This window comes from Agrobacterium salinitolerans (assembly GCF_002008225.1).
Classification (GTDB): Bacteria; Pseudomonadota; Alphaproteobacteria; order Rhizobiales; family Rhizobiaceae; genus Agrobacterium; species Agrobacterium salinitolerans.
Genome location: NZ_MRDH01000013.1, coordinates 11933 through 36088, shown reverse-complemented (window position 1 = coordinate 36088; position 24156 = coordinate 11933). Strand labels below are relative to the sequence as shown.

General features: G+C 59.7%; 19 protein-coding genes. 9 read left to right on the top strand and 10 right to left on the bottom strand.

The features are described from left to right. The first annotated feature begins 7 nt into the window (after nucleotides 1–7). The 4 genes from BS627_RS11335 (at nucleotide 8) to ubiA (ending at nucleotide 5884) form a co-directional block, all read left to right on the top strand. Entirely contained in the window at nucleotides 8–2332 is a 2325-nt protein-coding gene (locus BS627_RS11335) for a Tex family protein (RefSeq protein ID WP_077983420.1), read from the top strand. A gap of 168 nt (nucleotides 2333–2500) precedes the next feature. Beyond that, nucleotides 2501–3757, top strand: coding sequence for an SAM-dependent methyltransferase (locus tag BS627_RS11330; RefSeq protein WP_077983343.1), 1257 nt, complete (start codon nucleotides 2501–2503; stop codon nucleotides 3755–3757). A gap of 254 nt (nucleotides 3758–4011) precedes the next feature. Next, nucleotides 4012–4812 (top strand): MipA/OmpV family protein, encoded by an 801-nt coding sequence (locus BS627_RS11325; protein ID WP_077983342.1) that lies wholly within the window; start codon nucleotides 4012–4014, stop codon nucleotides 4810–4812. Nucleotides 4813–4930: 118 nt separating this feature from the next. Next, nucleotides 4931–5884 (top strand): 4-hydroxybenzoate octaprenyltransferase, encoded by a 954-nt coding sequence (gene ubiA, locus BS627_RS11320; protein WP_077983341.1) that lies wholly within the window; start codon nucleotides 4931–4933, stop codon nucleotides 5882–5884. Nucleotides 5885–5960: 76 nt separating this feature from the next. Here the strand turns inward: ubiA and BS627_RS11315 are convergent, their stop codons facing one another. Then, a complete protein-coding gene (locus BS627_RS11315) occupies nucleotides 5961–6527 on the bottom strand; it encodes a DUF6101 family protein (RefSeq protein WP_077983339.1) in 567 nt (188 codons plus the stop codon). 367 nt (nucleotides 6528–6894) lie between these two features. Here BS627_RS11315 and BS627_RS11310 point away from each other — a divergent pair, with 367 nt between their 5' ends. After that, nucleotides 6895–9333 carry a DUF1217 domain-containing protein gene (locus tag BS627_RS11310; RefSeq protein WP_077983336.1) on the top strand — a complete coding sequence of 813 codons (2439 nt, stop codon included), beginning with the start codon at nucleotides 6895–6897 and terminating at the stop codon, nucleotides 9331–9333. A gap of 36 nt (nucleotides 9334–9369) precedes the next feature. Here the strand turns inward: BS627_RS11310 and BS627_RS11305 are convergent, their stop codons facing one another. Further along, nucleotides 9370–10320, bottom strand: a complete 951-nt coding sequence (locus BS627_RS11305; protein ID WP_077983334.1) for a LysR substrate-binding domain-containing protein — start codon at nucleotides 10318–10320, stop codon at nucleotides 9370–9372. A gap of 201 nt (nucleotides 10321–10521) precedes the next feature. Between BS627_RS11305 and BS627_RS11300 the strand changes: the two genes are divergently transcribed. Continuing rightward, entirely contained in the window at nucleotides 10522–10815 is a 294-nt protein-coding gene (locus BS627_RS11300; protein ID WP_077983333.1) for a YjiS-like domain-containing protein, read from the top strand. 159 nt (nucleotides 10816–10974) lie between these two features. Here the strand turns inward: BS627_RS11300 and BS627_RS11295 are convergent, their stop codons facing one another. The 7 genes from BS627_RS11295 to BS627_RS11265 all read right to left on the bottom strand — a co-directional run bounded on the left by BS627_RS11295 (nucleotide 10975) and on the right by BS627_RS11265 (nucleotide 18593). Continuing rightward, nucleotides 10975–12348: a glutamate--cysteine ligase gene (locus tag BS627_RS11295; RefSeq protein ID WP_077983332.1), complete on the bottom strand. Its 1374-nt coding sequence runs from the start codon at nucleotides 12346–12348 to the stop codon at nucleotides 10975–10977. Between the two features lie 118 nt (nucleotides 12349–12466). Then, nucleotides 12467–13204, bottom strand: a complete 738-nt coding sequence (locus BS627_RS11290; RefSeq protein WP_165691225.1) for a 16S rRNA (uracil(1498)-N(3))-methyltransferase — start codon at nucleotides 13202–13204, stop codon at nucleotides 12467–12469. 17 nt (nucleotides 13205–13221) lie between these two features. Beyond that, nucleotides 13222–14727 carry an inorganic phosphate transporter gene (locus BS627_RS11285; protein WP_077983331.1) on the bottom strand — a complete coding sequence of 502 codons (1506 nt, stop codon included), beginning with the start codon at nucleotides 14725–14727 and terminating at the stop codon, nucleotides 13222–13224. Nucleotides 14728–14889: 162 nt separating this feature from the next. Beyond that, on the bottom strand, nucleotides 14890–15330 hold the full coding sequence (locus BS627_RS11280; RefSeq protein ID WP_165691224.1) for an NUDIX hydrolase: 441 nt from the start codon (nucleotides 15328–15330) through the stop codon (nucleotides 14890–14892). 275 nt (nucleotides 15331–15605) lie between these two features. Beyond that, nucleotides 15606–16376: an HAD family hydrolase gene (locus BS627_RS11275; protein ID WP_077983328.1), complete on the bottom strand. Its 771-nt coding sequence runs from the start codon at nucleotides 16374–16376 to the stop codon at nucleotides 15606–15608. Beyond that, nucleotides 16373–17719 carry a glycosyltransferase family 4 protein gene (locus BS627_RS11270; protein ID WP_162520476.1) on the bottom strand — a complete coding sequence of 449 codons (1347 nt, stop codon included), beginning with the start codon at nucleotides 17717–17719 and terminating at the stop codon, nucleotides 16373–16375. Before BS627_RS11270 ends, BS627_RS11275 begins: the two co-directional genes overlap by 4 nt. A 100-nt stretch (nucleotides 17720–17819) precedes the next feature. Then, entirely contained in the window at nucleotides 17820–18593 is a 774-nt protein-coding gene (locus BS627_RS11265; RefSeq protein WP_077983326.1) for a FadR/GntR family transcriptional regulator, read from the bottom strand. A 395-nt stretch (nucleotides 18594–18988) separates the two neighbouring features. Between BS627_RS11265 and BS627_RS11260 the strand changes: the two genes are divergently transcribed. After that, a complete protein-coding gene (locus BS627_RS11260; protein WP_077983325.1) occupies nucleotides 18989–20263 on the top strand; it encodes a DUF3422 family protein in 1275 nt (424 codons plus the stop codon). 10 nt (nucleotides 20264–20273) lie between these two features. Here the strand turns inward: BS627_RS11260 and BS627_RS11255 are convergent, their stop codons facing one another. Then, nucleotides 20274–21173, bottom strand: coding sequence for a LysR family transcriptional regulator (locus BS627_RS11255; RefSeq protein ID WP_077983323.1), 900 nt, complete (start codon nucleotides 21171–21173; stop codon nucleotides 20274–20276). Nucleotides 21174–21283: 110 nt separating this feature from the next. Between BS627_RS11255 and BS627_RS11250 the strand changes: the two genes are divergently transcribed. Further along, nucleotides 21284–22717 carry an FAD-linked oxidase C-terminal domain-containing protein gene (locus tag BS627_RS11250; protein ID WP_077983322.1) on the top strand — a complete coding sequence of 478 codons (1434 nt, stop codon included), beginning with the start codon at nucleotides 21284–21286 and terminating at the stop codon, nucleotides 22715–22717. Between the two features lie 223 nt (nucleotides 22718–22940). Beyond that, the gene (gene glcE, locus BS627_RS11245; RefSeq protein ID WP_077983320.1) at nucleotides 22941–24155 is read left to right on the top strand and encodes a glycolate oxidase subunit GlcE; all 1215 of its coding nucleotides are present in this window, start codon (nucleotides 22941–22943) and stop codon (nucleotides 24153–24155) included. Nucleotide 24156: the final 1 nt, after the last annotated feature.

Here is a 24156-nt window from a genome sequence, read left to right as displayed (position 1 = left end):
GAACCTCATGACCGCAGATAATGCCCGCCTCGCCACGCTCATCGCCTCCGAAATCAACGCCCGCCCCGATCAGGTGAAGGCTGCGGTGGCCTTGCTGGACGAGGGCGCGACCGTTCCCTTCATCGCCCGTTACCGCAAGGAAGTGACCGGAGGCCTCGATGACACCCAACTGCGTACACTCGCGGAACGCCTAGTCTATCTGCGCGAATTGAATGCACGCCGCGGCTCCATCGTGGAGTCCATCACCGGTCAGGGCAAGATGACCGATGAGCTGTTGGTAAAGATCATGCAGGCCGGCACCAAGGCGGAGCTGGAAGACCTCTACCTGCCCTATAAGCCGAAGCGCCGCACCCGTGCCGAAATCGCCCGCGAACGTGGCCTCGGTCCACTCGCCGAAGCCATCTGGGAAAACCGTGCGGCCGATCCGGCGAAGCTGGCGGAAGCCTATGTGCAGGGCGAGGTGGCCGATGTGAAGGCCGCACTTGAGGGCGCGCGCGATATATTTGCCGAAACCATGACGGAAAACGCCGATCTTCTCGGCCGCCTGCGTGATTACATGCGCCAGAACGCCACCTTCCGCGCCAAGGTCGTGGATGGCAAGCAGGCGGCGGGCGAGAAGTTCTCCGATTATTTCGACCATTCCGAACGCTGGGCAACGGTGCCGGGCCACCGGGCGCTGGCCATGCTGCGCGGCTGGAACGAGGAAATTCTCACACTGACGATCGATGTCGATGCGGATGATCCCTCGCCTGTGAAGCCGTCGCAGCGCACCATTGCTGCCGCTTTCGATATCCGCAATGCCGGACCTGCCGATCAATGGCTGATGGACGTGGCGGGCTGGACCTGGCGCGTGAAGCTTTCCATGTCGCTGTCGCTCGATCTGATGCGCGAGTTGCGCGAGAGGGCGGAAGAAGAGGCGATCAATGTCTTCGCCCGTAACCTGAAAGATCTGCTGTTGGCCGCTCCCGCCGGCTCCCGCGCCACCATGGGCCTCGATCCCGGCATCCGCACCGGCGTCAAGGTGGCCGTGGTCGATGGCACCGGCAAGCTGCTGGATACCAGCACGGTTTACCCCTTCCAGCCAAAGAACGACGTGCGCGGCGCGCAGGCCGAACTTGCCTTGCTCATCCGCAAACACAATGTCGAGCTGATCGCCATCGGCAACGGCACGGGTAGCCGCGAGACGGAAAAGCTGGTTGCTGACCTTCTGGCACAGCTGCCCGCTTCCGCGTCCGGTGCAAAGCCCACCAAGGTCATCGTCTCGGAGGCGGGCGCGTCTGTCTATTCCGCTTCGGAACGGGCGGCCGCCGAATTCCCCAATCTCGATGTGTCCTTGCGCGGTGCGGTTTCCATTGCCCGGCGTCTTCAGGATCCGCTGGCGGAACTGGTGAAGATCGAGCCGAAATCCATCGGCGTCGGTCAGTACCAGCACGATGTCGATCAGGGCCGCCTCAGCCGCTCGCTCGATGCTGTGGTGGAAGATGCCGTGAATGCCGTGGGTGTCGATCTCAACACGGCCTCGTCGCCGCTTCTGGCACGGGTATCGGGCCTTGGCAGCTCGATTGCCGACGCCATCGTTGCCCATCGCGATCAGACCGGTCCTTTCGCCAGCCGTAAGGATTTGCTGAAAGTGCCGCGCCTTGGCCAGCGCACCTTCGAACAATGCGCCGGCTTCCTGCGCATCCCAAACGGCAAGGAACCACTGGATGCGTCTTCGGTGCACCCGGAAGCCTATGGCGTGGCAAAGAAGATCGTCGCTGCCTGCGGCCGTGATCTGCGTTCGCTGATGGGTGACAGTGCCGCGCTGAAGGCGCTTGACCCCAAGCGCTTCATCGACGAGCAATTCGGCCTGCCGACCGTCAAAGACATCATCGCCGAACTGGAAAAGCCCGGCCGTGATCCGCGCCCGAGCTTCAAGACTGCGACCTTTGCCGAGGGTGTGGACGAGATCACCGATCTGAAACCCGGTATGTTGCTGGAAGGCACTGTCACCAATGTCGCCGCCTTCGGCGCTTTCGTGGATATCGGCGTGCATCAGGATGGCCTGGTGCATGTGTCGCAGCTCGCCGACCGTTTCGTGAAGGACCCGCATGAGGTCGTCAAGGCGGGCGATGTCGTTAAGGTCCGAGTCGTGGAAGTGGATGTGAAGCGCAAGCGCATCGGGCTGACCATGCGGAAGGACGGCGGCGAGGCCGCGCCGCAGCCGATGCGTGAAAAGAACAATGCGGGCGCCATGCGCCATGCCACAGCAAAGCCGAAAGAGCGCAACGAGGGGTCGCAATCCGGTGGTGCGCTTGCCGCAGCTCTGGCTGAAGCCATGAAGCGACGCTGACCTGCGGTTGAAATGATTTTTTACCAAAAAGCCTCGCCGCACACCCCGGCGGGGCTTTTTGCTTGATGAAATCGTTCAATTTTTTTGAAATAAGACTATCTTGCAACTTGTGCCGAAAGGAATACGGTCAGCGAAATTGATAAGCGAGACTTAGCAATTGGGGGTGCCATGGCGTCGTCTCTGCATGTTCTTCTCGAAAAGATAATCAAGAACGGTGATCTCACCGTGAATAGTCCGGGCGGCAGCCGCACATTTGGCGACGGCACGGGAAAAAAAGTGGTTCTGAATTTCACTGACGAAGCCGCCATGCAGGAGATTGCCGCCGATCCGGCGCTCAAGCTCGCTGAAATGTATATGGAAGGCCGGGCGAAGGTCGCGGAAGGCGACATTTACGATTTTCTGGCGCTGGTCAAAGGCAATACGCTGAGCGAGGCGCTCTCCTTCGGCATGATCTGGCGTGGTATGGCGCGCATCATCGCCGCCCGCATCAAGATGCATCTGCCGGTCAACCACAACAAGAGCAACGTCGCCCATCATTACGATCTGAGCGCCAAGCTGTTCGATCTCTTCCTCGACGAGGACTGGCAATATTCCTGCGCCTATTTCAATCCGCCCGGCATCAGTCTCTATGAAGCGCAGGTCGCGAAAAAACGGCACATAGCCGCCAAGCTGATGACCGAGCCGGGCCAGAGCGTGTTGGAAATCGGCTCCGGCTGGGGCGGCATGGCGATGTATATTGCCGAAAGCGCCAGTGCGGATGTAACCGGCATTACGCTCAGCGAAGAACAGCTGCGCGTTTCCCGCGACCGCGCCGCCAAACGCGGCCTTGAGGCAAATGTCCGTTTCGAATTGCAGGACTATCGCTACCTGCCGGCTTCGAAAAAATACGATCGCATCGTCTCCGTCGGCATGTTCGAACATGTCGGCCCGACCCATTATCGCGATTATTTCGACAAGGTGGCGGAGGTGCTGGACGACAAGGGCGTGATGGTGCTGCATTCCATCGGCCAGCCCTATCCGGCGCTGGCGACCAATCCCTTCATCGAAAAATATATTTTCCCCGGCGGTTATATTCCCTCGCTTGCCGAGGTGCTGCCGGCCATCGAAAAATCGCGGCTGCTGGTGAAGGATATCGAAATCCTGCCCATGCATTACGCCCATACGCTTCGCCACTGGCGCGAGCGTTTCGTGGCGCGCAGGGCCGAAGCGGTGGCGCTTTATGACGAACGCTTCTTCCGCATGTGGGAGTTTTATCTGGCGGGGTCGGAAATGGCCTTTACCCATGAAAATTTTCACATTTTCCAGATCCAGATCGCCAAGGATCGCGATGCCGTGCCGCATAGTCGCGACTACATTGCGCAGAACGAAGCGAAGCTGCTGGAATTCGAGAAGACGCGCACGCCGCTGGAGAAGGTGACATTCTGACCACGGCCGAGTGACGAACGTTTCCGCACACGCGGCGTCATCCTCGGGCTTGTCCCGAGGATCTATCCACGTTGCGTAAAGTCCTTCGGTTACAGATGCTCGGGACAGGCCCGAGCATGACGGCGGTGGTGTTTGAGGCCGTGTCGCCATCCTCCGCAGGAGTCGAATTTCCACCCGCGCTGGTTAATGGAATGGAAAGACAATCCCTCTAATTCTACGGACACCTGTCTGTATTGCGTTTCTGGGGTTGTTTCATGTTAAAGCCGTCAGCGGCCATTGCCGCCTGTGTCGTGTCGCTTTTTGCCGTGGGTAACGCCCATGCCGATGGCTGGTTTTCCGGTGACTGGTATCTGAAACTCGGCGGAGCCGGTTTCACCGCGCCGAAATATCAGGGCGATAACAAGAATGAATTCGGCTTTTCGCCGATCATTTCGCTCGGCCGTCAGGGCCAGGGCGCGCGTTTCACCTCGCGCAACGACAGCGCCTCGATTTCGCTTCTGGATAATGGCCCGATCAGCATGGGTCTTGCTGGAAAGCTGGTGTCCCCGCGCGACGAGGGCGACTCGTCCGATCTTAAGGGCATGACCCGCATCAAGCGCGGCGGCGAGCTTGGCGGTTTCGCCGAGGCCTATCCGACCGACTGGCTGCGCGTTCGCGGCGAAGTCCGTCAGGGTATTCGCAGCCATAGCGGCGTTGTCGGAGACGTTGCCGTCGATGCCTTCACCGACATCGCCCCCGGCATCCAGATTTCCGCCGGTCCGCGTGCGACATGGGTGAGCAGCAAATATAATGAGCGTTATTACGGCGTAAGCGCAGCCCAGACGGCTGCCGGCGCGCCATCGCCCTACAGCCCCGGGGGCGGCCTGCATTCGGTCGGCGTTGGCGCAGCCATCACCTGGAAGGTCACCGAAAACGCCGAAGTCGGTTCGTTTGCGGAATATCGCCGCCTGACCGGTGACGCCGCCGACAGTTCGCTGGTGCGCGAACGCGGTTCGAAGAACCAGTTCATCGTCGGTGTTCAGGCCAGCTACAAATTCAATTTCTCGCTGCCCTGAGGGGCGGACAATAAGGTCTTGCAAAGCCCCGTTGCCAAGCCGCAGCGGGGCTTTTTCGCATGCGGGGCCGATGCTGAAATCCATTCCGATTTTTTTGCCAATGCTGTAGAACCATCCCATGGTTCACCACAGCGATTTGTCAGACCGCGTTTCCGACGCGCCATCCAACAACTGGGTCTATCGGATTTTGCCGAGGGCTCTCTGGCCCTATGCGCAATTGGCCCGGTGGGATCGTCCCATTGGCTGGCAATTGCTGATGTGGCCGTGTTTCTGGTCCGCAGCCCTTGCGGCCAATGCAGCATTGGCGACGGGCGGCTTTTCCTGGGAAACGCTGATCTGGCACTTGGTGCTGTTTTTCATTGGATCGGTGGCGATGCGCGGCGCGGGCTGCACCTATAATGATCTTGCCGACCACAAGATCGACATGGCCGTGGCCCGGACCCGGTCGCGGCCGCTGCCATCGGGCAGGGTGAGCCGCGGGCAGGCCAAGCTCTTCATCGTACTGCAGGCGCTCGCCGGCCTTGTCGTGCTTTTGCAGTTCAACGGCTTCGCGATCGTCACCGGCATAGCTTCGCTGGTCTTCGTGGCAATCTATCCTTTCGCCAAGCGCTTCACCCACTGGCCGCAATTTTTCCTCGGGCTGGCCTTTTCCTGGGGCGCGCTCATGGGTTGGGCCGGGCAGTTCGCTTCACTCGCCTGGCCGCCTGTCCTGCTTTATGTCGGCGCGATCGCCTGGACGATCGGTTATGATACAATCTACGCCCATCAGGACAAGGAAGACGACACGGCCGTGGGCATCGGTTCGACTGCCCTGCTGTTTGGAGAAAACACACATCGCTGGCTGGTTTTCCTTTATGGCACAACCCTTGTCATGATTTTCCTGTCGTTCTGGACGGCAGGCGTTAACATCATTGCCTATAGCGGTCTCGCCGCCGCTGCCCTTATGCTGTTCCGGCAGGTGTGGGTGCTCGATATCGATGACGTCGACCAATGCCTCGTGCTGTTCAAATCCAACAACCGTGTCGGCGTGCTGATTTTCGCTGGCCTCATCCTGCCGCTGCTGCTGGCTTAAGCTGCGGGAGTAGCGAATACGAAAAAGCCCGGTCGCGTCATCCGCGCCGGGCTTTTGATTGTCTTGCTGAAGAAGATCAGCTGCGGGCGATGATTTCCTTGCCCTCGATCTTCATGCTCATGCCCAGCGAACCGGTGGAGCGGCGAACGAGGAAGCGCGGACGGCGATCCGCGAAATAGGAATGGCGGCGGCGCGGGCGGGTGTTCTGGGTGCGCACCTTGCCGAGATGTTCTTCCAGCGGACGGGCAACGCCATCGGCTTCCACCATCAGCATGGGAATGCGGTAGGCCTCGGACCAGCTGCGCCAGTCGGCGGCGATATCGCAGAGATCGTGGGCGACGAGAAGCGGAACGCAGAGGTCCGGATCGTCATGGTGCAGTTCCAGCGTCACGGTGACCTGTCCATCGCCATGGTCGATGGCGCGGGCGGCAACACCCTTGAAGGCGCGGGCTGGCAAAGCGAAGGACAAAGGCAGGCCGGAAGAGGTGAGAACCTTTCTCAGAACGGCGCCCCGTTCATCGAGAGTGACGGCGACATCGGTCGCGCCATTGCCTTTTCCATAGGTGACCTGTTGCGGAAAACGTGCCGGGTCTAACCTGAGTGTGGCGACGGCCCAGTCGGGCTTCAGAACGGTCTTGGTCATGTTTAATCTACCCTTGTTTTACCTGAGAGCCGGTTTCCGGTCTTCTCATCGGGACTTTTCATCCTCTGATGTCAGGAGATTATCCGCCGCCTGTTCGAGACTGCTTAAAAATCGCGGTTAAGAAAACTTTGCATTCCCAGATGGTTAGCAAAACCCACTGTGGCATGGTTTCGCGTAGGTAAAAGAGATCGAGACAATGCGATTTTTATGCCCGCCGAAAATGTGCTCTTTCAAGCTACGGGCAAGGCGCGTCACGCATAGTCGCGCCAAGGCTTGCCGTGCGCCCGGATGGGACGTGCGAGGGGTGGATTTAAAACCGGAGCTTTTGGTGCCCTAAGGGATGCACTGCGCTCCAGGGGGCATTCGGATGGTATCGACTTTTCTCAGCTACGACCTCATCAACCGCGATATGAAGACGAGCATTTCGCGCGTGTCGCAGCAGGGACTCGTGGAGCGGCAGACGAAATATTACAAGGAAAACATCGGCAATGTGAAAAGCGTCGATGAGTTCCTCGATAATTACCAGCTCTATTCCTATGCCATGGACGCCTTTGGTCTCGGCGAGATGACCTATGCCAAGGCGTTCATGAAAAAGGTGCTCGATAGTGACCTGAATGATCAGAACAGCTTCGCGAACAAGCTGACCGACGAGCGTTATCGGGAATTTGCCGCCGCCTTCAATTTCAGCTCTTCGACGAAGACCGTGCAGACGGACGCGCAGCTCGACAAGATGATCGGGCTTTATGATACGTCGATCACCAATCTGAACGACAGCCTTGCGGAAGAGACGCGTTATTACAAGGCAATCATCGGCACGGTCACCAATGCCGATCAGCTGCTTCGCAACGACCGCACCCGCGCCTATATCTTCCAGGTCTTCGGCATTGATGAGAAGACCTATTCCTATGCCCACATCAAGGGCTTGATGACGAGCGACGTTTCCGATCCGGACAGCTACATCAACCAGAAATTCGGCGCGGCCTATAATGACGCGGTCGAAAAGCTGGCGATGAAGGGCAATATCGAACTGCACGGGCAGGTCACCGCGCGTATCACGGCAATCGATACCGAACTTGCCGGCACCGGCCTGACGGCTGATGAGCGCTCCAAACTCGAGGCGGAGAAGGTGACGCGTCAGGACCAGCTGACCCAGCTGGAGGCCGTTCTGCCGCCGCAGGATCAGTGGGAGGCAAAGCTCGCGGCAATCAAGGCGGAACAGACGACGCTGTCGAACACCGTCAACCAATATAACAAGATGGCGCAACTGGCCAATGCCTTCGAATTCGGGAATGACGGTACGGTCGTCGCCGGCGGGGCAATGACAGCCGAAAATCTGAAAGCCGTCACGGACTCCTATATCGGCAGCGCGCCGCGTGTGACGCCGACCGTCGCGACGCTGAATCGGGATTATTTCGAATCCAAGATTGGGTCCATCACGACGGTAGAGGAACTGGTGTCGGATGCGCGGCTTCTCAATTACATCAGAACGGCCTTCGACCTGAACGACCTGACCATCGTGCCAGCGACGATCAAGAACATCCTCACCAGCGATCTCAGCGATCCGAACAATTACATCGCGACCCTGGGCAGGAACGACAAACGTTACCTCGCCCTGAAAAACGCATTCAATTTTCTCCCCGATGGGACGCTCGCGGCCGGCGCGACGCCGCAGACAACAACACAGACCGCGACGACCACCGGCGGTTACATGACACATTACAATGATGCGGACGAGGCAGCTGACGCAAAGGCGCTCACGCTGTTCAAGAGCAGTATTGGCAATGTTAGAAGCGTCAATGATTTTCTTGGAACCAATGCCGTCTATACCTATGCGCTGAAAGCCGTCGGTCTCGATCCTGCCAAGGTGAACATCTCCGATATCAAGAAGGTGCTGACCAGCGACCTTCAGGACAAGAAGAGCTACGTTTATACGCTGAAGGACGACCGGTATGTGAAGCTTGCCGAACTCTTCAACTTCGCCAAGGACGGTTCGGTCGGCACACCCATTCTGGCGCAGTCCGAAATCGAGCTGCAGACCATGTCAGCCGACTACATCAAGAAGAAATCGGCTTTCGGCACCGACAAGGACAAGGAAGCGGCAACGACCGAGGCAAAATATTTCTCGGGCGAGATGCAGAAGATCAAGACGCTGAGTGAATTCCTCGCCAATGATCGCCTGACCAAATTCGCGATGGAATCGCTCGGTATCGACCCCAAAAGCGTGACCAAGGAACAGCTGCAGAAAATCTTCACGTCCGACCTCGATGACAAGAACAGCTACGTCAACAAGGAGATGGACCCGGTCTTCCGCCGCCTCGTCACCGCATTCAATTTCGACAAGGAGGGCAAACTCCTTCATGAAGACCGCAGCCTGATCCAGACACGGCGCGGACTTTATGAAACGCTCGACAATTATCTGACCCAGACGCTGGAAACGCAGGCGGGTGAAGAAAACGCCGGTGTGCGACTGGCGCTCTATTTCAAGCGCATGGCGGCGGGGACGACGTCCTATTATTCGATCCTTGCCGATACTGCGATCCAGAACTTCATCAAGACCACCTTCGGCATTCCCGATGAACTCGGCAATGCGGGCGTCGATACCCAGGTGGCGATGATGAAGAAATATTTCGACATCAAGGATTTTCAGGATCCGGATAAGGTCAAGAAGCTGATCGCCCGCTTCACCATCATGTACGACAACCAGCAGAACGTCGCCGATCCCATCATGACGCTGTTCAACGGCAGCGGCTCGGCGGGTATCAGCGGCGACACGCTGCTGGCGGTCGCAACGTTGCGAGCACGGTAGGTGAGAAAGGCCGGGTTTGCCCGGCCTTCAAGAGAGTCACCATCCCGGCAGCATATGCCCGGCGCGCAGGCGCGGCATCTTGGGGAACGTCTTCACGTCGCTATCCATCTCATCAACCACGGCCATCGGTGAGATGTTGTCGAGGCAGGCTGTGATGTGGTCTGTAATGGCATTCACCAGTGACGGTGAGAGGCCCGGCCTTTTCATCAGGCCGATCTGCACCGGCGGCAGGGGCGGGAAACCGTCGGCGGCGGTCAGAACCTTCATGCCGGTGCGTAGCGCCGATTCAGGCAGGACCGAGACGGCCATGCCGGCCAGCACGGCGGCGGCGACGACGGTCGAGGACCAGCTCGTGAACAGCACCTGATAGTCCCGCCCATCGGCGTCGAGCGCCGAACAGGCAAGCTGACGCCAGTGGCAGTCGCGCCGCCCGACGGCGAGCGGCACGGGTGCATCGTCCTTCAGCGGGTGGTTGGCGGAGGCGACCCAGCAGAGCGGTTCGGTGCGCACCACATCGGAGGAACGGGCGCGCGGATTATGGGTAACAAGCGCGATATCGAGATCGCCGCGGTTCATTTTTTCGGCAAGGCTGGCTGAGGGTTCGCAGACGATATAAAGCTCGACATTCGGATGGGTCTTTGCGAAACGCCCGATAATTTCAGGCATGTAGCGGTCGGCGTAATCGTCAGGGGTGCCGATGCGTAGCGTGCCTTCCAGCCGGTTGTCGTCGAAGGCGGCGATCGCCTCATTATTCAGACGGATGATACGCCGGGCGTAATTCATCAGTTTTTCACCCTCCGCCGTCAGACGGTTACCACGCCCGTCCTTGGCGAAAAGCTGCTTGCCGATGCGCTCTTCCAGCCGCCGCATCTGCATGGAGACAGCGGATTGCGTCTTGAAAACGCGGTCAGCGGCTTTGGTAAAGCTGCCCGTATCGACGATGGCGATGAAGGTATGCAGCTGGTCTATGTCGAGAGGTGCGGACATGGATAGTCATCCATCAGAATGATTGATGTCTCACATTAGAAACATTCGTTGGACTGATCAATAGTCTTGCGACATTTTGACACCAAGCAAATCAGGATCAACCCGGGCCGACGGGATGTCGGGCCCTAACCCAAGGCAGCTTCTCGCGCGTGGTGCGTCGGGGGCGGTGCCGCCTCGTGCCGTTACGAAAGGATAAGTATCATGCGCACGGCAGAACGGAGAATGGAACTGGAACTTGTAACCGCACGGCCGGGGGACGCCTGGCGTCGCGCCGCTGTGCTGGGTGTTTCCGGCGTTAAAACCTTCGTGCAGCGCATCTACAATCGTATCGTGGCCAATGGTCTCACGGAACTTGATGACCGTCTTCTTGCCGATATCGGTCTGGCGCGGTCGGATGTCAGCGATGCTCTCAATACCGGCCTGTTGGAAGATCCGACGGCACATCTCACCCGGGCCGCGCGCAAACGTGCGGTCACGCGCTTCAAGACGCTTTGAAATTCCGCCTCCGGCAGACCTCCAGCTGCCGGACGTGGCTTCCAGCCGCAAGGTTTTCCCCGCAGGGTGATTTGCCAATAGCCCTGCCTTTGCCCGGTGTCAGGCCCCCTCGGCCGCGCCGGGCTTTTTTAATTGGGGTGCAGCTTCAGCACCAATACCTCAATATTGATATTCTTCGAAGACGGGTAGCACCGAGCCGCCCCAGCGGCCGTGATAAAGCGCAAGCAGGTCTTCCGCGAGCGTGGTCTTCTTGGCCAGCACCTCGTCCAGCGACGAGAGGAACACGGTCTCGTCCTGACCTTCGCCATTCAGCCGCTTTCGGTTTTTGAGGCCGGTGCGGGAAATGTCGAGAACCTCGCGGGCAATGCCGAGAAGCGGCTTGCCGGCAATCTCGGCATTGAGCCCCTTGGCCGGCACAGCGTTGCGAAGCGCGATCACCTCATCGAAGCTCCAGCCGGCGGTCAGCGCATCGGCAGCGGTCAACGCCTCGTCATCGTAAAGAAGACCGACCCAGAAAGCGGGAAGGGCGCAGATACGTCTCCACGGGCCGCCATCCGCACCGCGCATTTCGAGGAAACGCTTCAGGCGGACATCGGGGAAAAGCGTGGAGAGGTGGTTCGTCCAGTCGCCCATGGTCGGCTCCCATGCGGCGATTTCGCCCTTCAGAGCCCCATTCATGAACTGACGGAAGGTGACATGGGTGCAATCGTGATATTTGCCGTCGCGCACGATGAAATACATCGGCACATCAAGCGCCCATTCGACATAATCCTTGAAGCCGAAATCGTCGTTGAAGGTGAAGGGCAGCACACCGGAGCGGCGATTGTCGGTATCGCGCCAGATATCGCCGCGCCAGGAAAGAAGACCGTTCGGCTTGCCCTCGGTAAAGGGCGACGAGGCAAAAAGCGCGGTTGCCAGCGATTGCAGCTTCATGGAAACGCGCATCTTCCGGCGCATGTCCGCTTCGGAGGAGAAGTCGAGATTAACCTGAATGGTGCAGGTGCGGTACATCATGTCGAGACCCTTGGTCCCGACCTTCGGCATATAGCGCGTCATGATCGTGTAGCGCGATTTCGGCATGCGCGGCGTTTCGTCGTAGCTCCACAGCGGGCTGCCGCCGATGCCGAGGAAACGGATGCCCATGGGCTCGGCTACTTCGCGCAGCATCGCCAGATGCTGGTTGGATTCCTTGCACGTCTGGTGCAGGTTTTCGAGCGGCGCGCCCGATAGTTCGAACTGGCCGCCCGGCTCGATGGAGATGGCGCCCATGCCGTGCTGCTCGCCAAGGCCGATGATGTTCCCGCCGTCCATGATCGGCTCCCAGCCGAGCTTTTCCTGCATGCCCTTCAAGAGCGCGGAAATGCTGGCCTCGCCAAAATAGGGGACGGGACTGTTATCCTCTCGGAAAAACGCGAATTTTTCGTGCTCGGTGCCGATGCGGAAGTCGGCTTCAGCTTTGCAACCGCCCGCCAGATAGTCTGTAAGCTCCTTGACGGAGGAGAGGGGGGTCTGGTCGGTCGTGTCGCGTGCCATGGCTTACCTTGTTATGACGTCTCTGTTGCGGCGAGGCATATGATTGGCAGATAGGGCCGGATCGTATCCGCTGGCAAATGAATTTCTTTTAAAGATGCATGAAGCGCAACGGGGCCGTTCAATTCCAGTCGCCGATCGCCGCCTGAATGACCGCGAGCGCGGCGACGGCGGCCGTATCGGCCCTCAGGATGCGCGGCCCGAGCGGAATGGGGGTAACGAAGGCAAGGCCGCGCAGAAGCTCCCTTTCTTCCTCGGAAAATCCGCCTTCCGGACCGACCAGCAGGGCAAGTTTGCGCTCAGTCACGGCTTGCAGGATCGGCAGCGGATTTTGCCCCGCATCGCCTTCGTCGCAATAGACGATGCGCCGGTCGTGGGGCCAGGTCTCGAGCATGTCCTTCAGTTTCACCGGCTCGGCTACCTCGGGCAGGGACAGTATGCCGCACTGCTCGGCGGCTTCGATAGCGTTGGCGCGCAGTTTTTCGGTATTGTGGATCTTGCCCTGAACATGCTGCGTCATCACCGGCTGCAACAGCCCGGCGCCCATCTCCACCGCCTTCTGCACCAGATAATCCATGCGCCCGGTTTTCAGCGGCGCGAAAAGATAATGCAGGTCCGGGGCGTTCGGCTGGGGCCGTGTCTGCTCGATGGGGACGAGAACGATCTTCTTGCGGCTCGGAAACGCGAGTTTCGCTTTCCATTCGCCGTCGCGACCGTTGAACAAAAGGATTTCCGCACCGTCGGCCATGCGCAGCACATTGGCGAGATAGTTGAATTGTTCGGCTGTTGCCTCCTGCGCGACGCCTTCGGCAAGGCTGGCTTCGATATAAAGGCGTTGCATCCGGAAATTTGCGCGCATGGGGTTCTGTTTCAGGTTCAGAGAAAGAGAGAGGACATGAGCCAGTAGAGCAGCGCCGCAAGCGTTGCACTGGAAGGAACGGTGACCAGCCAGGCGGCGATGATCGTCATGAAGTGGGAGCGGCGGACGAGATAACGGCGGCGTATCTCGGAAGGATTGTCGACATATCTTTCGGATCGGCGGGGCCTACCGTCACCAGCCTGAACAAGTTCCTGTCGCCGCCGCGACGATTGCGTGTACCATTCGCGGAAGAAACCAACGCCGAACACCGCGCCGATTGCCGTGTGGGTGGTGCTGACCGGCAGACCGAAGCGCGAGGCAATGAGCACGGTGAGCGCCGTGGCCACGGAAACGCAGAAGGCGCGCATCGGATTGAGCTTGGTGATCTGCTCGCCGACGAGGCGGATGAGGCGCGGGCCATAAAGAAGAATGCCGCAGGAAAGCCCGAAGGCGCCAACCAGCATTACCCATAGCGGCGCACGGGCGGATGTCTGCACCGCCTCGTCATGCAGGGCCCGCACGATGGCCACGACCGGACCGATGGCGTTCGATACGTCATTCGCCCCATGAGCGAAGGACATCAGGCCGGCGGCGAGAACCAGCGGCCACTGGAACAGCGTCCGAAGCGACTGGTTGCGGTTTTCCAATCCCTCCGATTGTTTTCGGATGATCGGCACGCAGAGCCGCCAGACCACGAGCCCGGTCACAAGCCCCATGAGGCTGGCATGGCCAAGCGACACATGCATCAGCTGCCGCAATCCGACCCAGATGAGGTAGGCCATGAAGACGCCCGCCATCAAACCGATGAGAACCGGCACCCACAGCCGGGCGGCGGCGAGCTTGTCCTCGCGGTAAATGATGAATTCCTTGATGAAAGCAAGGATGGCGACGGCGATGATGGCGCTGATGAAGGGTGCCAGCACCCATGCGAAGGCGATGCTGCCGAGCGAAAGCCAGTCGACCGCCTTCGCTCCATAGGCCGCCATTCCAGCGCCCGCAACCCCGCCCACCACCGTATGGGTGGTGGAAATCGGCGCCCTTGTCCATGTCGAGACATTGACGAGAAGGCCGGCGGCGAGAAGCGCCGAGAGCATGGCCCATGAAAAGGCGGTCCTGTCGGGAATGGTGCCGATGTTGATGATGCCGCTGGAAATGGTCTCGACGACGTTGCCGCCGGTTATCAGCGCCCCGGCAATCTCGCAGATGGCGGCGATGATGAGGGCGGCGGCAAGCGGCATGGCCTTGGCGCCCACCGCCGGGCCGACATTGTTCGTAACGTCGTTCGCACCGATGTTGATCGCCATATACGCGCCGATGGCGACGGCGGCGATAATTATGACCGAACCCGCGGTGCCGGTGACGAAGACGCCGGCGAAGATGGCCGCCAGAACAACGAACATGAACCCTGCGCCAAGGCCGGCGAGCTGCTGCGTGACGTGCAGCGTCGCTTCCTCGACACGGGTAATCTTGTCGAGATCCTTATCGAGCGTTTGTTTCATGTTCAATGGCGGCTTGATTGCCATTCACACCTCGTTTGCCAGCATTCCCTTTCGTCCGGCAGCGTCGCAGGTTGAAGGCAATTTTACAGAAAGACTGTTACATCTCGCACATCTTTCCAAAAGGAAAGACGATAAAGGCCAGGTTGGAAAAACAAACTGCTCATTGCCATGTCAAGGGCGGTCGCACTATTTCGAATGCGCCATCCGCTTGTCGAAAGCGAGCATCAGTGCTTTCAGTTCCGGCTCGTTGACACGTTTTCCCGCCTCCTGGGGGCTGACCCATTCCAGCCGCCTCGATTCCTTCTCGGGAAAGCTTTCCTGCATCTCCGAGACTTCGAGCAGATGCACCTGAACCCTGCACGGCACATTGACGCCGCTGTTCAGCTTTTTCTCGTATTCGTAATAACCGAAAGGCGCCTTTTCCACCGTGCCTTTGACGCCGGCTTCCTCATAGGCTTCCTGCTCGGCCACGGCATGGGCCTTCTTGTTGGCCATAGGCCAGCCCTTGGGAATGACCCAACGTCCCGTATCCCGGCTGGTCAGCAGCAACACTTCCGGTCCCGGATTCTTCTTGGGCAATCGATAGCACAGCGCCGCATATTGCTGTCGCGGCGGTCTGCGCAACATCAAGCCAACATCTGTCGCCAATCGATTCAAAATCTTCAATCCGAATAGGTCCTTCTTTGCCCGCTAATGATAATTGCTAATATAGATACTCCGTAAATTCCGCCAATCCCTCATCACCCATAACCCACTACTGTCTTCATGCTGATGAAGCCTGCAGGCCCGGAAAAAATACGGAAGATGTGCGAACAGGGCTTCGACCGGGCAGCTTCCCGGGCAAACAGCCGATTGCGGCAATCGCGGTTTTGTCTGCTTTCAGGTCCTGAAACGCAAAACCGCTATGAATAATTGCCGATATTGCGCCTGTCGGGATTTAATCCCCAATGTCGGAGACCTTCGATCACGCCATCGGCTTCCGTCGCACGCGCCTGGAAGAAGCGATTGCCGCGGCCCGCCAGTGAGACAAGCTCCGGCAATGCATTGCCCACGATCACGCCGCGAATATCATTCAGTTCGAACATCGCCCGATCATTGCCAGTATCGCCCGCGACCGCTGATTCGTCGAGGCCGATGCGCAATTGTCCACATAACCATGCAAGCGCCGCACCCTTGTCAGCGGCCTTTGGCAATATGTCGAGATCGCGGTCGCTGGAATAGACGATGCGGGCATCGATATCGGCCGCCACAAGCGCTGCTTCGATCTCGCCAAGCGCCGCATCATCAGCGCCATGCAGGAACCAGCTGGATTTCAGGCCGTGCTGATAGCGCTCCTCCTGCATCGTCACGCCAGGCACTCCGGCCATCACGTCGATGATCCTCTGCGGATCGAAACCGGTGCCGAGAGAGGTTTTATAGGCGCTTTCGAGTTCGCCATGCTCTTTCGCGTGCAGCATGGTGCCGACGCCGCCGATGATATAGTCGGGCTGCGGCAGTGGCACCTCTTCGAGCAGCGCAAGCTGGTCGTCGATCAGCCTGCCGCTGTTGAAAACCAGAAGGGGACGTTGACCGTCCGGCAACGAATACCAGAAATCGCGGAACCGGCGCGTGGCGTCGTTATCGCCGACGACGGTTCCGTCGAGATCTGTGGAAAAAAGGCGAAGCGGTCTCAATCGCCATCATTCCATGGTTCGGCCCAATCGGCTTCTTCCAGAACCGGCATCATGGTCCTGCCTTCCACAAGGGCGAGAAGCTGCTGGGCGATGCCGGTCCATGTGAACAGGCTGCGCGCCTTATGCGCCCCCATGCGGGAGAGCCGCCCGTAAAGCCGCTCATGTTTGAACGGCTTCATCATGGTGATGCCAAGGTCTTCCTTGTCGAAAGGATCGGCAAACAGCGCATGGCGGCCATAGCTGATGGCCCGGAACAATCCGCCATGGGTGGTGACGACGGTGGGCGTACCGCTCGCCATCGCCTCGATCGCCGTCATGCCAAAGGGTTCATAACGGCTTGAGAGCACGAAGAGATCGGCGGCGCGATAAATGTCCGGCAGGTCCTCATCCGTGACGTAGCCGGAAAAGGCCACCTTGTCTTCGAGACCGAGCGCTCTCACCCGCTCCTTCAGTTGGTTGAGGATCGTGGTTTCCTGCTCGTCCATATTCTCGCCGCCGACCGCCAGATGCAGCCGGGCTTCCGGTTCTCGTTCGGCAAGAACGGAGAAACCGTCGATCAGCAGGTCGTAACCCTTGTTGGTGGCGAGGCGTCCAAGCGCCAGCACCGTCTTGCCCTCGAAACCGAAGCGCTGGCGGATCATCTGCCGCGTCGCATCGGAAACCGGGAAGAAACGGTTGTCATCATAACCCGGCGGGATCATGTGGATGTGCTTGCGCTTCAGGCCATAATCCTCGATCAGAACATCGAGCTGCACCGGCGTCGTGGCGATTACCATGTCGCAGCTGCGATAGATGATCAGCTCGTGCTGGATACGTTCCCTGAAGTTGAATTCCAGTTCGAACGTATCGGCCTTTTCCGGATAATCGGTCTCCATCTGGCGCTTTTTCCAGATGCCGAGCGAATGCGGCGTGTGCAGATGGGGGATTTTCAGCGCTTCGGAGAGCCGCTGCCCCGCCACGCCAGCATCCCAGTAATGGCTGTTGATGAAAGAATAATTCAGGTCGTTCTTCTTGATGAAACGCAACGCATTTTCGCACCACTCCATCAGGTGGCGGTGCAGGTATTCCTTGGGAATGAAATCGCGGCCGCCGCAGGGAATGCGCACCACGCGGACGCGCTCGTCAACCTCATCAAATTCCGGCTGGTCTTCAAAACGGCGGGTGTAAAGATCGACAGTATAACCGAGCTGTCCGAGTTTGCGTGCAAGCTCAAGCACATAAACCACCTGCCCCCCGGTGTCCGCCGCGCCGAGTGGCGGGTGCGCGGCGACATAGCCATGCGTCGATATGAGAGCTATCCGCGGATAGCGTTCAGTTTCGCTCGTGGTCGTCATGGGTCCCATCTTGGTAAATTTTTCCAATTAACCCGATAAAAAGACCGAAGGGCACAAAAGGTTCCATCAAAAACTGAAAAAAGATGCCGTATTTTGCCGGATAGTTTTTTCAACCGCTGCGCTGCTGCTGCCTCAGACGCGAAATTCGGTCCCATTCCCGCGCCTGGTGGGCCTTGGATGTCGTCTCCACGATGAAGTCGATATGGACCTCCGCCGCCGCCCTTGCCGCTGCCGGGTCGCCGGCGGCGATCGCATCGTGAATTGCGATATGCTGTCTCAGCACCTCATCATGGGCGCTGGACACGGTGAAGATGAGATGGCGATTATAAAAGATGTCGTCGCTCAGAAGCCGGTAGCAGGACCGCAACGTGTGCATCAGCACGATATTATGCGCCGCCTCGCCGATGGCGTTGTGAAACTCCACATCGCCCGCAAGCTCCTCTTCGAAACGGCCCGCCTCATGCGCTTCCCGCATTCTGTCTACGATGGCGGCAAGGTTGCGCCTGTCCGGTTCCGTCGCCCGCTGTGCGGCAAGTTCGGCGGTCATGCCTTCGATATAGCGGCGATATTCGAGGAAATCCCGCGTCGCCCGGCTGTGGCGGGTGATCAGCGCGCTCAAGGGATCGGAAAAGACCGGGCCGACAATATCGGCGACATAGGTGCCGCCGCCATGCCGGCTGGTAAGGAGGCCACGGGTCTCAAGCTCCTTCAGCGCTTCCCGCAGGATCGGCCGCGAGACATCGAGGCGTTGCGCCAGTTCGCGCTCGCCGGGCAGCCTGTCGCCGTCCCGCAATATGCCATCGAGGATCAGTTCCTCGAAACGCAAGATCACCTCCTGCGATGTGCGGCTGTGCTCGATGCGCGCAAAAAGCGTTTCGTCCATCGCAGAAGTCTCCGGCGAAATCCCGCCCCGTATTTCGATGGGGCAAATTATCAGCGAAGCAGCGCACTGGTCAAATATTCTATCCAGTTCCGCGCCTCATCCGCGCCATGCCTGCGGCAACACGGCATCTGCCTTTTCGAATTGGCTTTTGTTAAAGCAGCAGTAGGACAGGGCGACGAGGGCGGATTTTTCCGCCAGGTGGATCAAAACAATGACAGCGGCGTCGATTGCGGTGTTTTCATCGTGATCGATGTTTTAGAGTTTTTTCGCTTTTCTTCGAATCGCGAAAACACTCTAACTCTTTATTTTTGCGCATTTCCGGACGGAAAACCGGGGTCCACTTTTCCTGGAAATGCTCCAATGAAACCAGCGCAACAGGCGGGGACGATATTGCAATGGCCAAAGGTAGATTTGCTTTCGCAAGCGCGCCGGAAAGATCGCTGGCGCTCGGGGAGGTTCATGCGCGGCCAACGGTGCTTCTCGCACCCTCGCGCATCATCGTTCAGCTCGCCTTCATGATGGATGGCGGTTCCGCCGTGCATCACTCGGTCATCGCGGAAATGTCGCGCAGCCGCGGTGTTGCGCCGCCGGAGCGCGATGCCCGTCACCATGCCATGCCCTGGGGGCAGGGCACCTTGCGCTGGGAGCGGCATACCGAATTTTCGACCTGGTTCTGGGATGGCCCCGCGCCGGAAAAATTCGGCGGCGAGATTGCCGGCGATCCCTTCGGTGATGGCTTTTCGCCGCCCGGCTCGCTGATCTCGGGCGTGCGGCTTGAAATCCGCCCGGAAAATGGCGTGGCGTCTCAGGCGGAGACAATCTTCGAGCCGACCAGCCTCTGTCACAGTGACGTGCGTGACGGTCAGGCGGCGATCCTCACCGATTTCCGGCAGGATCGCGACGGGCTGACGCAGATATTGGTGATCGACCGGGGCCTCAGCGATTACAGCCGCGGTGCGCTGGTGCAGCGGCTGCTGGATATCGAGACCTATCGCACCCTTGCCATGCTCGGCCTGCCGATGGCGCAGACGCTGTCGCCGGAAATCCGCCGCATCGAGGACGGTTTGACGGGTATCACCCAGCGCATGAAAAACGGTGCGCGCGACGAGGCCGATGCGCTCTTGGCGGAAATGACCCGGCTTGCCGCGGAGCTGGAGGCCAATGCCGCGCTCAGCCTCTATCGCTTTGGCGCCAGCCGCGCCTATGACGGCATCGTGCGCGAACGCATCCGGGCGCTCGCCGAAACCCCGGTACAGGGCCATGAGACCATGGGTAGCTTTCTGGAACGGCGCATGGCGCCGGCCATACGCACCTGCCAGTCGGTGGAGGAGCGGCAGGCCAACCTGTCGCGCAAGCTCTATCGCGCCACGGCGTTGGTTCGAAGCTGGATCGATGTGGAACTGGAACGGCAGAATACGGTGTTGCTGAACACCATGAACAAACGCGCCGCCATGCAGCTTCGCCTGCAGCAGACCGTGGAAGGCCTCTCGGTCGCCGCCATCTCCTATTATGTTGTCGGCCTTATCGGTTATCTCACCAAGGCAGTCAGCCATGACGTGCTGCCGGTCGACCCGACCGTCGTCACCGGCATTTCCGTTCCCTTCGCAGTGCTTGGCGTCTGGTGGGTGGTGCGCCGCATCCGCCGCTCCCATGCCGAGGGCGGGCATTGAAATCAGGATGTCAGCCCTGCTCCCAATAGGGTGAAGGCCCATAGAGCCCGGCCAGATAATCGATGAACAGCCGCACTTTCGCAGGCAGGAATTGCCGGCTCGGATAAACCGCCGAAAGCGTGACGTTTCGCGATCCCTCATAACCCGGCAGAACCTGCACCAGCTTGCCGCTGCGCAATTCATGGCCGATATCCCAGGTGGAGCGCAGCGCAATGCCGAGCCCTGATATCACCGCCTCGCGGATCACCTCGCTGGAATTGGTGATGAGCATCCCCTCCGGGCGAATGCTCATCGCGCCGCTCGGTCCCTCCAGCCGCCAGACATCGTTATTATGGGCAGGCAGGCAGCGGTGCTTCTTCAAGTCCTCGATTGTTGTCGGCATACCGTGGGCAGCCACATAGTCCGCTGACGCGCAAAGCATGCGACGCACCGGCGCCAGCCTGCGAGCCACGAGGCTGGAGGAATTGAGATCGGCGATACGGATCGCCAGATCGTAACCACCCTCGATGATGTCGATGAATTCGTCGCTCAGCACCAGATTGACCGAAAGATCCGGATGCCGCTCCATGAAACCCTTCAGATGCGGCGCGATATGCATGCGCCCGAAGGAGGTCGGCGCGGAAACCTTCAGTGTGCCGTTGACCGTATTGGCGCGGCCGGACACGAAATCCTCGGCCTCCTCCAGCCCTTCCAGCACGGCAAGCACCCGCTCGTAAAAGCCCTGTCCCGCTTCGGTTAAAGAGATTTGCCGCGTGGTGCGCTGGAAAAGCCGTGCGCCCAGCTTTTCTTCCAGCCGCTTGATGCGCTTGGAAATGACGGCGGGCGAATAACCGAGCTCCCTTGCGGCCAACGACATGCTGCCGGAGGCGGCAACGCTTGCGAAGACTTCCAGATCGCCCAGATTCGTCATAGTTGCCCTCGATTGTTTCCAGAATGGAAAAAATCTATAACATTTGATTGCGTCGTTTCAAAGTGGTAAAGAAAGAATACCAGTTGGTAAGATGGCATGGAGGAGGGGCGGTGACGCAGCCGATCAAGTTTCTGGAGCCGCGCGCGAAAGTCGTCGCGGGGCGTGACCGCATCATAGCGGACCTCAAGGATATTCTGCCGGCGGATTGTCTTGTGCACGAACCGCGCGAACTCGTGCCTTTCGAAACCGACGCCTTCGTCTCCTATCGCCGCCTGCCGCTGGCCGTGGCGTTACCGAAAACGACGGAGGAGGTGGCGGCGGTGATGACATATTGTCACCGTTACGGCATACCGGTTGTGCCGCGCGGGGCTGGCACCTCGCTCTCCGGCGGGGCGATCCCGCAAGAGGATGCGGTGGTGGTCTGCCTTTCCAAGATGGCCTCGATCCTCGAACTGGATTTTTATAACCGTACAGCGCGGGTGCAGGCGGGCGTCACCAATCTTTCCATTTCCGATGCGGCAGGTGCTGAAGGTTTCTTTTACGCGCCGGACCCCAGCTCGCAGCTTGCCTGCACCATCGGCGGCAATATCGGCATGAATTCCGGCGGCGCGCATTGCCTGAAATACGGCGTCACCACCAATAATCTGCTCGGCGTGAAAATGGTGCTTGTCGATGGCACAGTGCTGGAACTGGGCGGCAAGCACCTCGATGCGGCCGGCTACGATCTGCTCGCCCTCGTCTGCGGCTCGGAAGGTCAGCTCGGTATCGTCACGGAAGCGACAGTGCGGCTGATCGCCAGGCCGGAAGGCGCGCGACCGGTGCTGTTCGGCTTCGAGACGTCCGAGGAGGCCGGTTCCTGCGTGGCCGATATCATCGGGGCGGGCATCATCCCGGTCGCCATCGAATTCATGGACAAGCCAGCCATCGAAATTTGCGAGGCCTTCGCCAAAGCGGGCTATCCGCTGGATGTCGGCGCGCTGCTGATCGTCGAGGTCGAAGGCTCCGAGGCGGAAATGGATGCCATGCTGGCTGACATCGTGGCGATTGCCCGAAAACATGGGGTGAAGACGGTGAAGGAATGCCAGTCGGCCATGGAAGCGGCGGCAATCTGGAAAGGCCGCAAATCCGCCTTCGGCGCGACCGGCCGCATCGCGGATTATATCTGCATGGATGGAACGGTGCCGCTTTCGCAACTTTCTTATGTATTGAAAAAGACAAGCGAAATCACCGACCGGCTCGGCCTGCGCGTCGCCAATGTCTTCCATGCCGGCGATGGCAACATGCACCCGCTCATCCTGTTCAACGCCAACGATCCGGAGGACGCAGCCCGTGCGGAAGAGGCAGGCAATGAAATATTGAGGCTCTGCGTCGATGCCGGCGGTTGTCTCACCGGCGAACATGGTGTCGGTATCGAGAAACGGGATTTGATGCGCCACCAGTATGGCGAGGCCGATCTTGCCCAGCAGATGGCGGTGCGGGCGGCTTTCGACGAGGGCTGGCTGATGAACCCTTCCAAGGTGTTTCCGCTGGAGGGGAGAGGGTGATGGGTGTGAGATTTGTGACGCTTGCGGGTGTGGCTTACCCCCCTCTGCCCTGCCGGGCATCTCCCCCTCAAGGGGGGAGATCGGCAAGCGGAGAACACACCGCCCATGGAACGAGCGAGTGCGGCATATCTATCTCTCCCCTTGAGGGGGAGATGCCCGGCAGGGCAGAGGGGGGTGCCCCTCGCGCAAACGTCGCTGTCCCATGCCCGGAGCCCGCCGCCCCATGCTGACCCCCTATGCAGAAACCCAGGTCGCCGACATCATCCGCGACCACGCCGCGCGAAAATCCGCACTGAAAATCATCGGCGGCAACACCCGCTCCGGTTTCGGCAATGCTGTCACGGCAGATGAAGCACTCTCTTCCCGCGCGATGAACGGCATCGTTTCCTATCTGCCCGCCGAAATGGTCATGACCGTCAGGGCCGGCACCCCGCTCGCCACCGTCGAGGCGGCTCTCACTGAAAACCGCCAGATGATGGCCTTCGAGCCGATGGATCACCGCCCGATCATGGGCACCGAAGGTGAGCCGACCATTGGTGGCGTCTTCGCCGCCAATGTTTCCGGCCCGCGCCGTTATGTGGCCGGTGCGGCCCGCGACAGCCTGCTGGGTATCCGTTTCGTCAATGGCAGCGGTGAGGTCATCAAGGCCGGCGGCCGGGTGATGAAGAATGTCACCGGGCTTGATCTTTCGAAATTCCTGGCTGGGTCTTTCGGCACGCTCGGTTTCCTCACCGAAGTCACATTCCGCGTGCTGCCGAAACCGCCGGTGGAAAAAACCGTCGTCGTTTCCGGTCTCGACGATGAAGCGGCGACGCGCATCATGGCGGCGGCGATGGCGATGAGCGTCGAGGTTTCCGGCGCGGCGCATCTGCCGGAAAGCGTTCGTTCCCGTTTCATCGATGGCGGATTGCCGGACGGCCCGGCGACCATTCTGCGTCTGGAAGGCCTTGCGGCTTCGGTGGAGGCGCGCACGGCCAAACTCCTTTCCGTCATGGACCGGGTCGGGCCGTGGGCGCTGCTGGAGGCCGAGGAGAGCAGGCTTTTGTGGCGTCAGGTGCGCGATGTCGCACCCTATGCCGGGCGGGCGGCGAAGCCCTTGTGGAAAGTATCGGTCGCGCCTTCGGTGGGGCATCAGCTTGTTGCGGCGCTGCGCATGGAGGCGGGCATAGACGCCTTTTACGACTGGCAGGGCGGCCTTGTCTGGATGCAGATGGAGGCGGACCCCGAGGCGGATTTGCTGCGGGGCGCGATCCGGGCGCTTGGCGGCGGCCACGCGACTTTGGTGAGGGCAAGTGATGCGGCGCGCGCCACGGTCGCGGCCTTCGAACCGCGCCCGGCGGCGGAAGCGCTGCTTTCTGCGCGTATCAGGGAGAAGCTCGATCCGGCGGGCATCTTCAATCCCGGCAAGATGGCCGTAACGATGGAAGGGGCCGTCTGAA

Excerpts from the sequence above, each read along its gene's own strand:
- BS627_RS11295 (WP_077983332.1), bottom strand. The coding sequence starts at position 12,348 with ATGGCACGCGACACGACCGACCAGACCCCCCTCTCCTCCGTCAAGGAG.
- BS627_RS11280 (WP_165691224.1), bottom strand. The coding sequence starts at position 15,330 with ATGTTGCGCAGACCGCCGCGACAGCAATATGCGGCGCTGTGCTATCGA.
- BS627_RS11335 (WP_077983420.1), top strand. The coding sequence starts at position 8 with ATGACCGCAGATAATGCCCGCCTCGCCACGCTCATCGCCTCCGAAATC.
- BS627_RS11315 (WP_077983339.1), bottom strand. The coding sequence starts at position 6,527 with ATGACCAAGACCGTTCTGAAGCCCGACTGGGCCGTCGCCACACTCAGG.
- glcE (WP_077983320.1), top strand. The coding sequence starts at position 22,941 with ATGCTGACCCCCTATGCAGAAACCCAGGTCGCCGACATCATCCGCGAC.
- BS627_RS11290 (WP_165691225.1), bottom strand. The coding sequence starts at position 13,204 with ATGCGCGCAAATTTCCGGATGCAACGCCTTTATATCGAAGCCAGCCTT.
- BS627_RS11285 (WP_077983331.1), bottom strand. The coding sequence starts at position 14,727 with ATGGCAATCAAGCCGCCATTGAACATGAAACAAACGCTCGATAAGGAT.
- BS627_RS11330 (WP_077983343.1), top strand. The coding sequence starts at position 2,501 with ATGGCGTCGTCTCTGCATGTTCTTCTCGAAAAGATAATCAAGAACGGT.
- BS627_RS11260 (WP_077983325.1), top strand. The coding sequence starts at position 18,989 with ATGGCCAAAGGTAGATTTGCTTTCGCAAGCGCGCCGGAAAGATCGCTG.
- BS627_RS11265 (WP_077983326.1), bottom strand. The coding sequence starts at position 18,593 with ATGGACGAAACGCTTTTTGCGCGCATCGAGCACAGCCGCACATCGCAG.
- ubiA (WP_077983341.1), top strand. The coding sequence starts at position 4,931 with ATGGTTCACCACAGCGATTTGTCAGACCGCGTTTCCGACGCGCCATCC.
- BS627_RS11310 (WP_077983336.1), top strand. The coding sequence starts at position 6,895 with ATGGTATCGACTTTTCTCAGCTACGACCTCATCAACCGCGATATGAAG.
- BS627_RS11270 (WP_162520476.1), bottom strand. The coding sequence starts at position 17,719 with ATGGGACCCATGACGACCACGAGCGAAACTGAACGCTATCCGCGGATA.
- BS627_RS11305 (WP_077983334.1), bottom strand. The coding sequence starts at position 10,320 with ATGTCCGCACCTCTCGACATAGACCAGCTGCATACCTTCATCGCCATC.
- BS627_RS11255 (WP_077983323.1), bottom strand. The coding sequence starts at position 21,173 with ATGACGAATCTGGGCGATCTGGAAGTCTTCGCAAGCGTTGCCGCCTCC.
- BS627_RS11300 (WP_077983333.1), top strand. The coding sequence starts at position 10,522 with ATGCGCACGGCAGAACGGAGAATGGAACTGGAACTTGTAACCGCACGG.
- BS627_RS11325 (WP_077983342.1), top strand. The coding sequence starts at position 4,012 with ATGTTAAAGCCGTCAGCGGCCATTGCCGCCTGTGTCGTGTCGCTTTTT.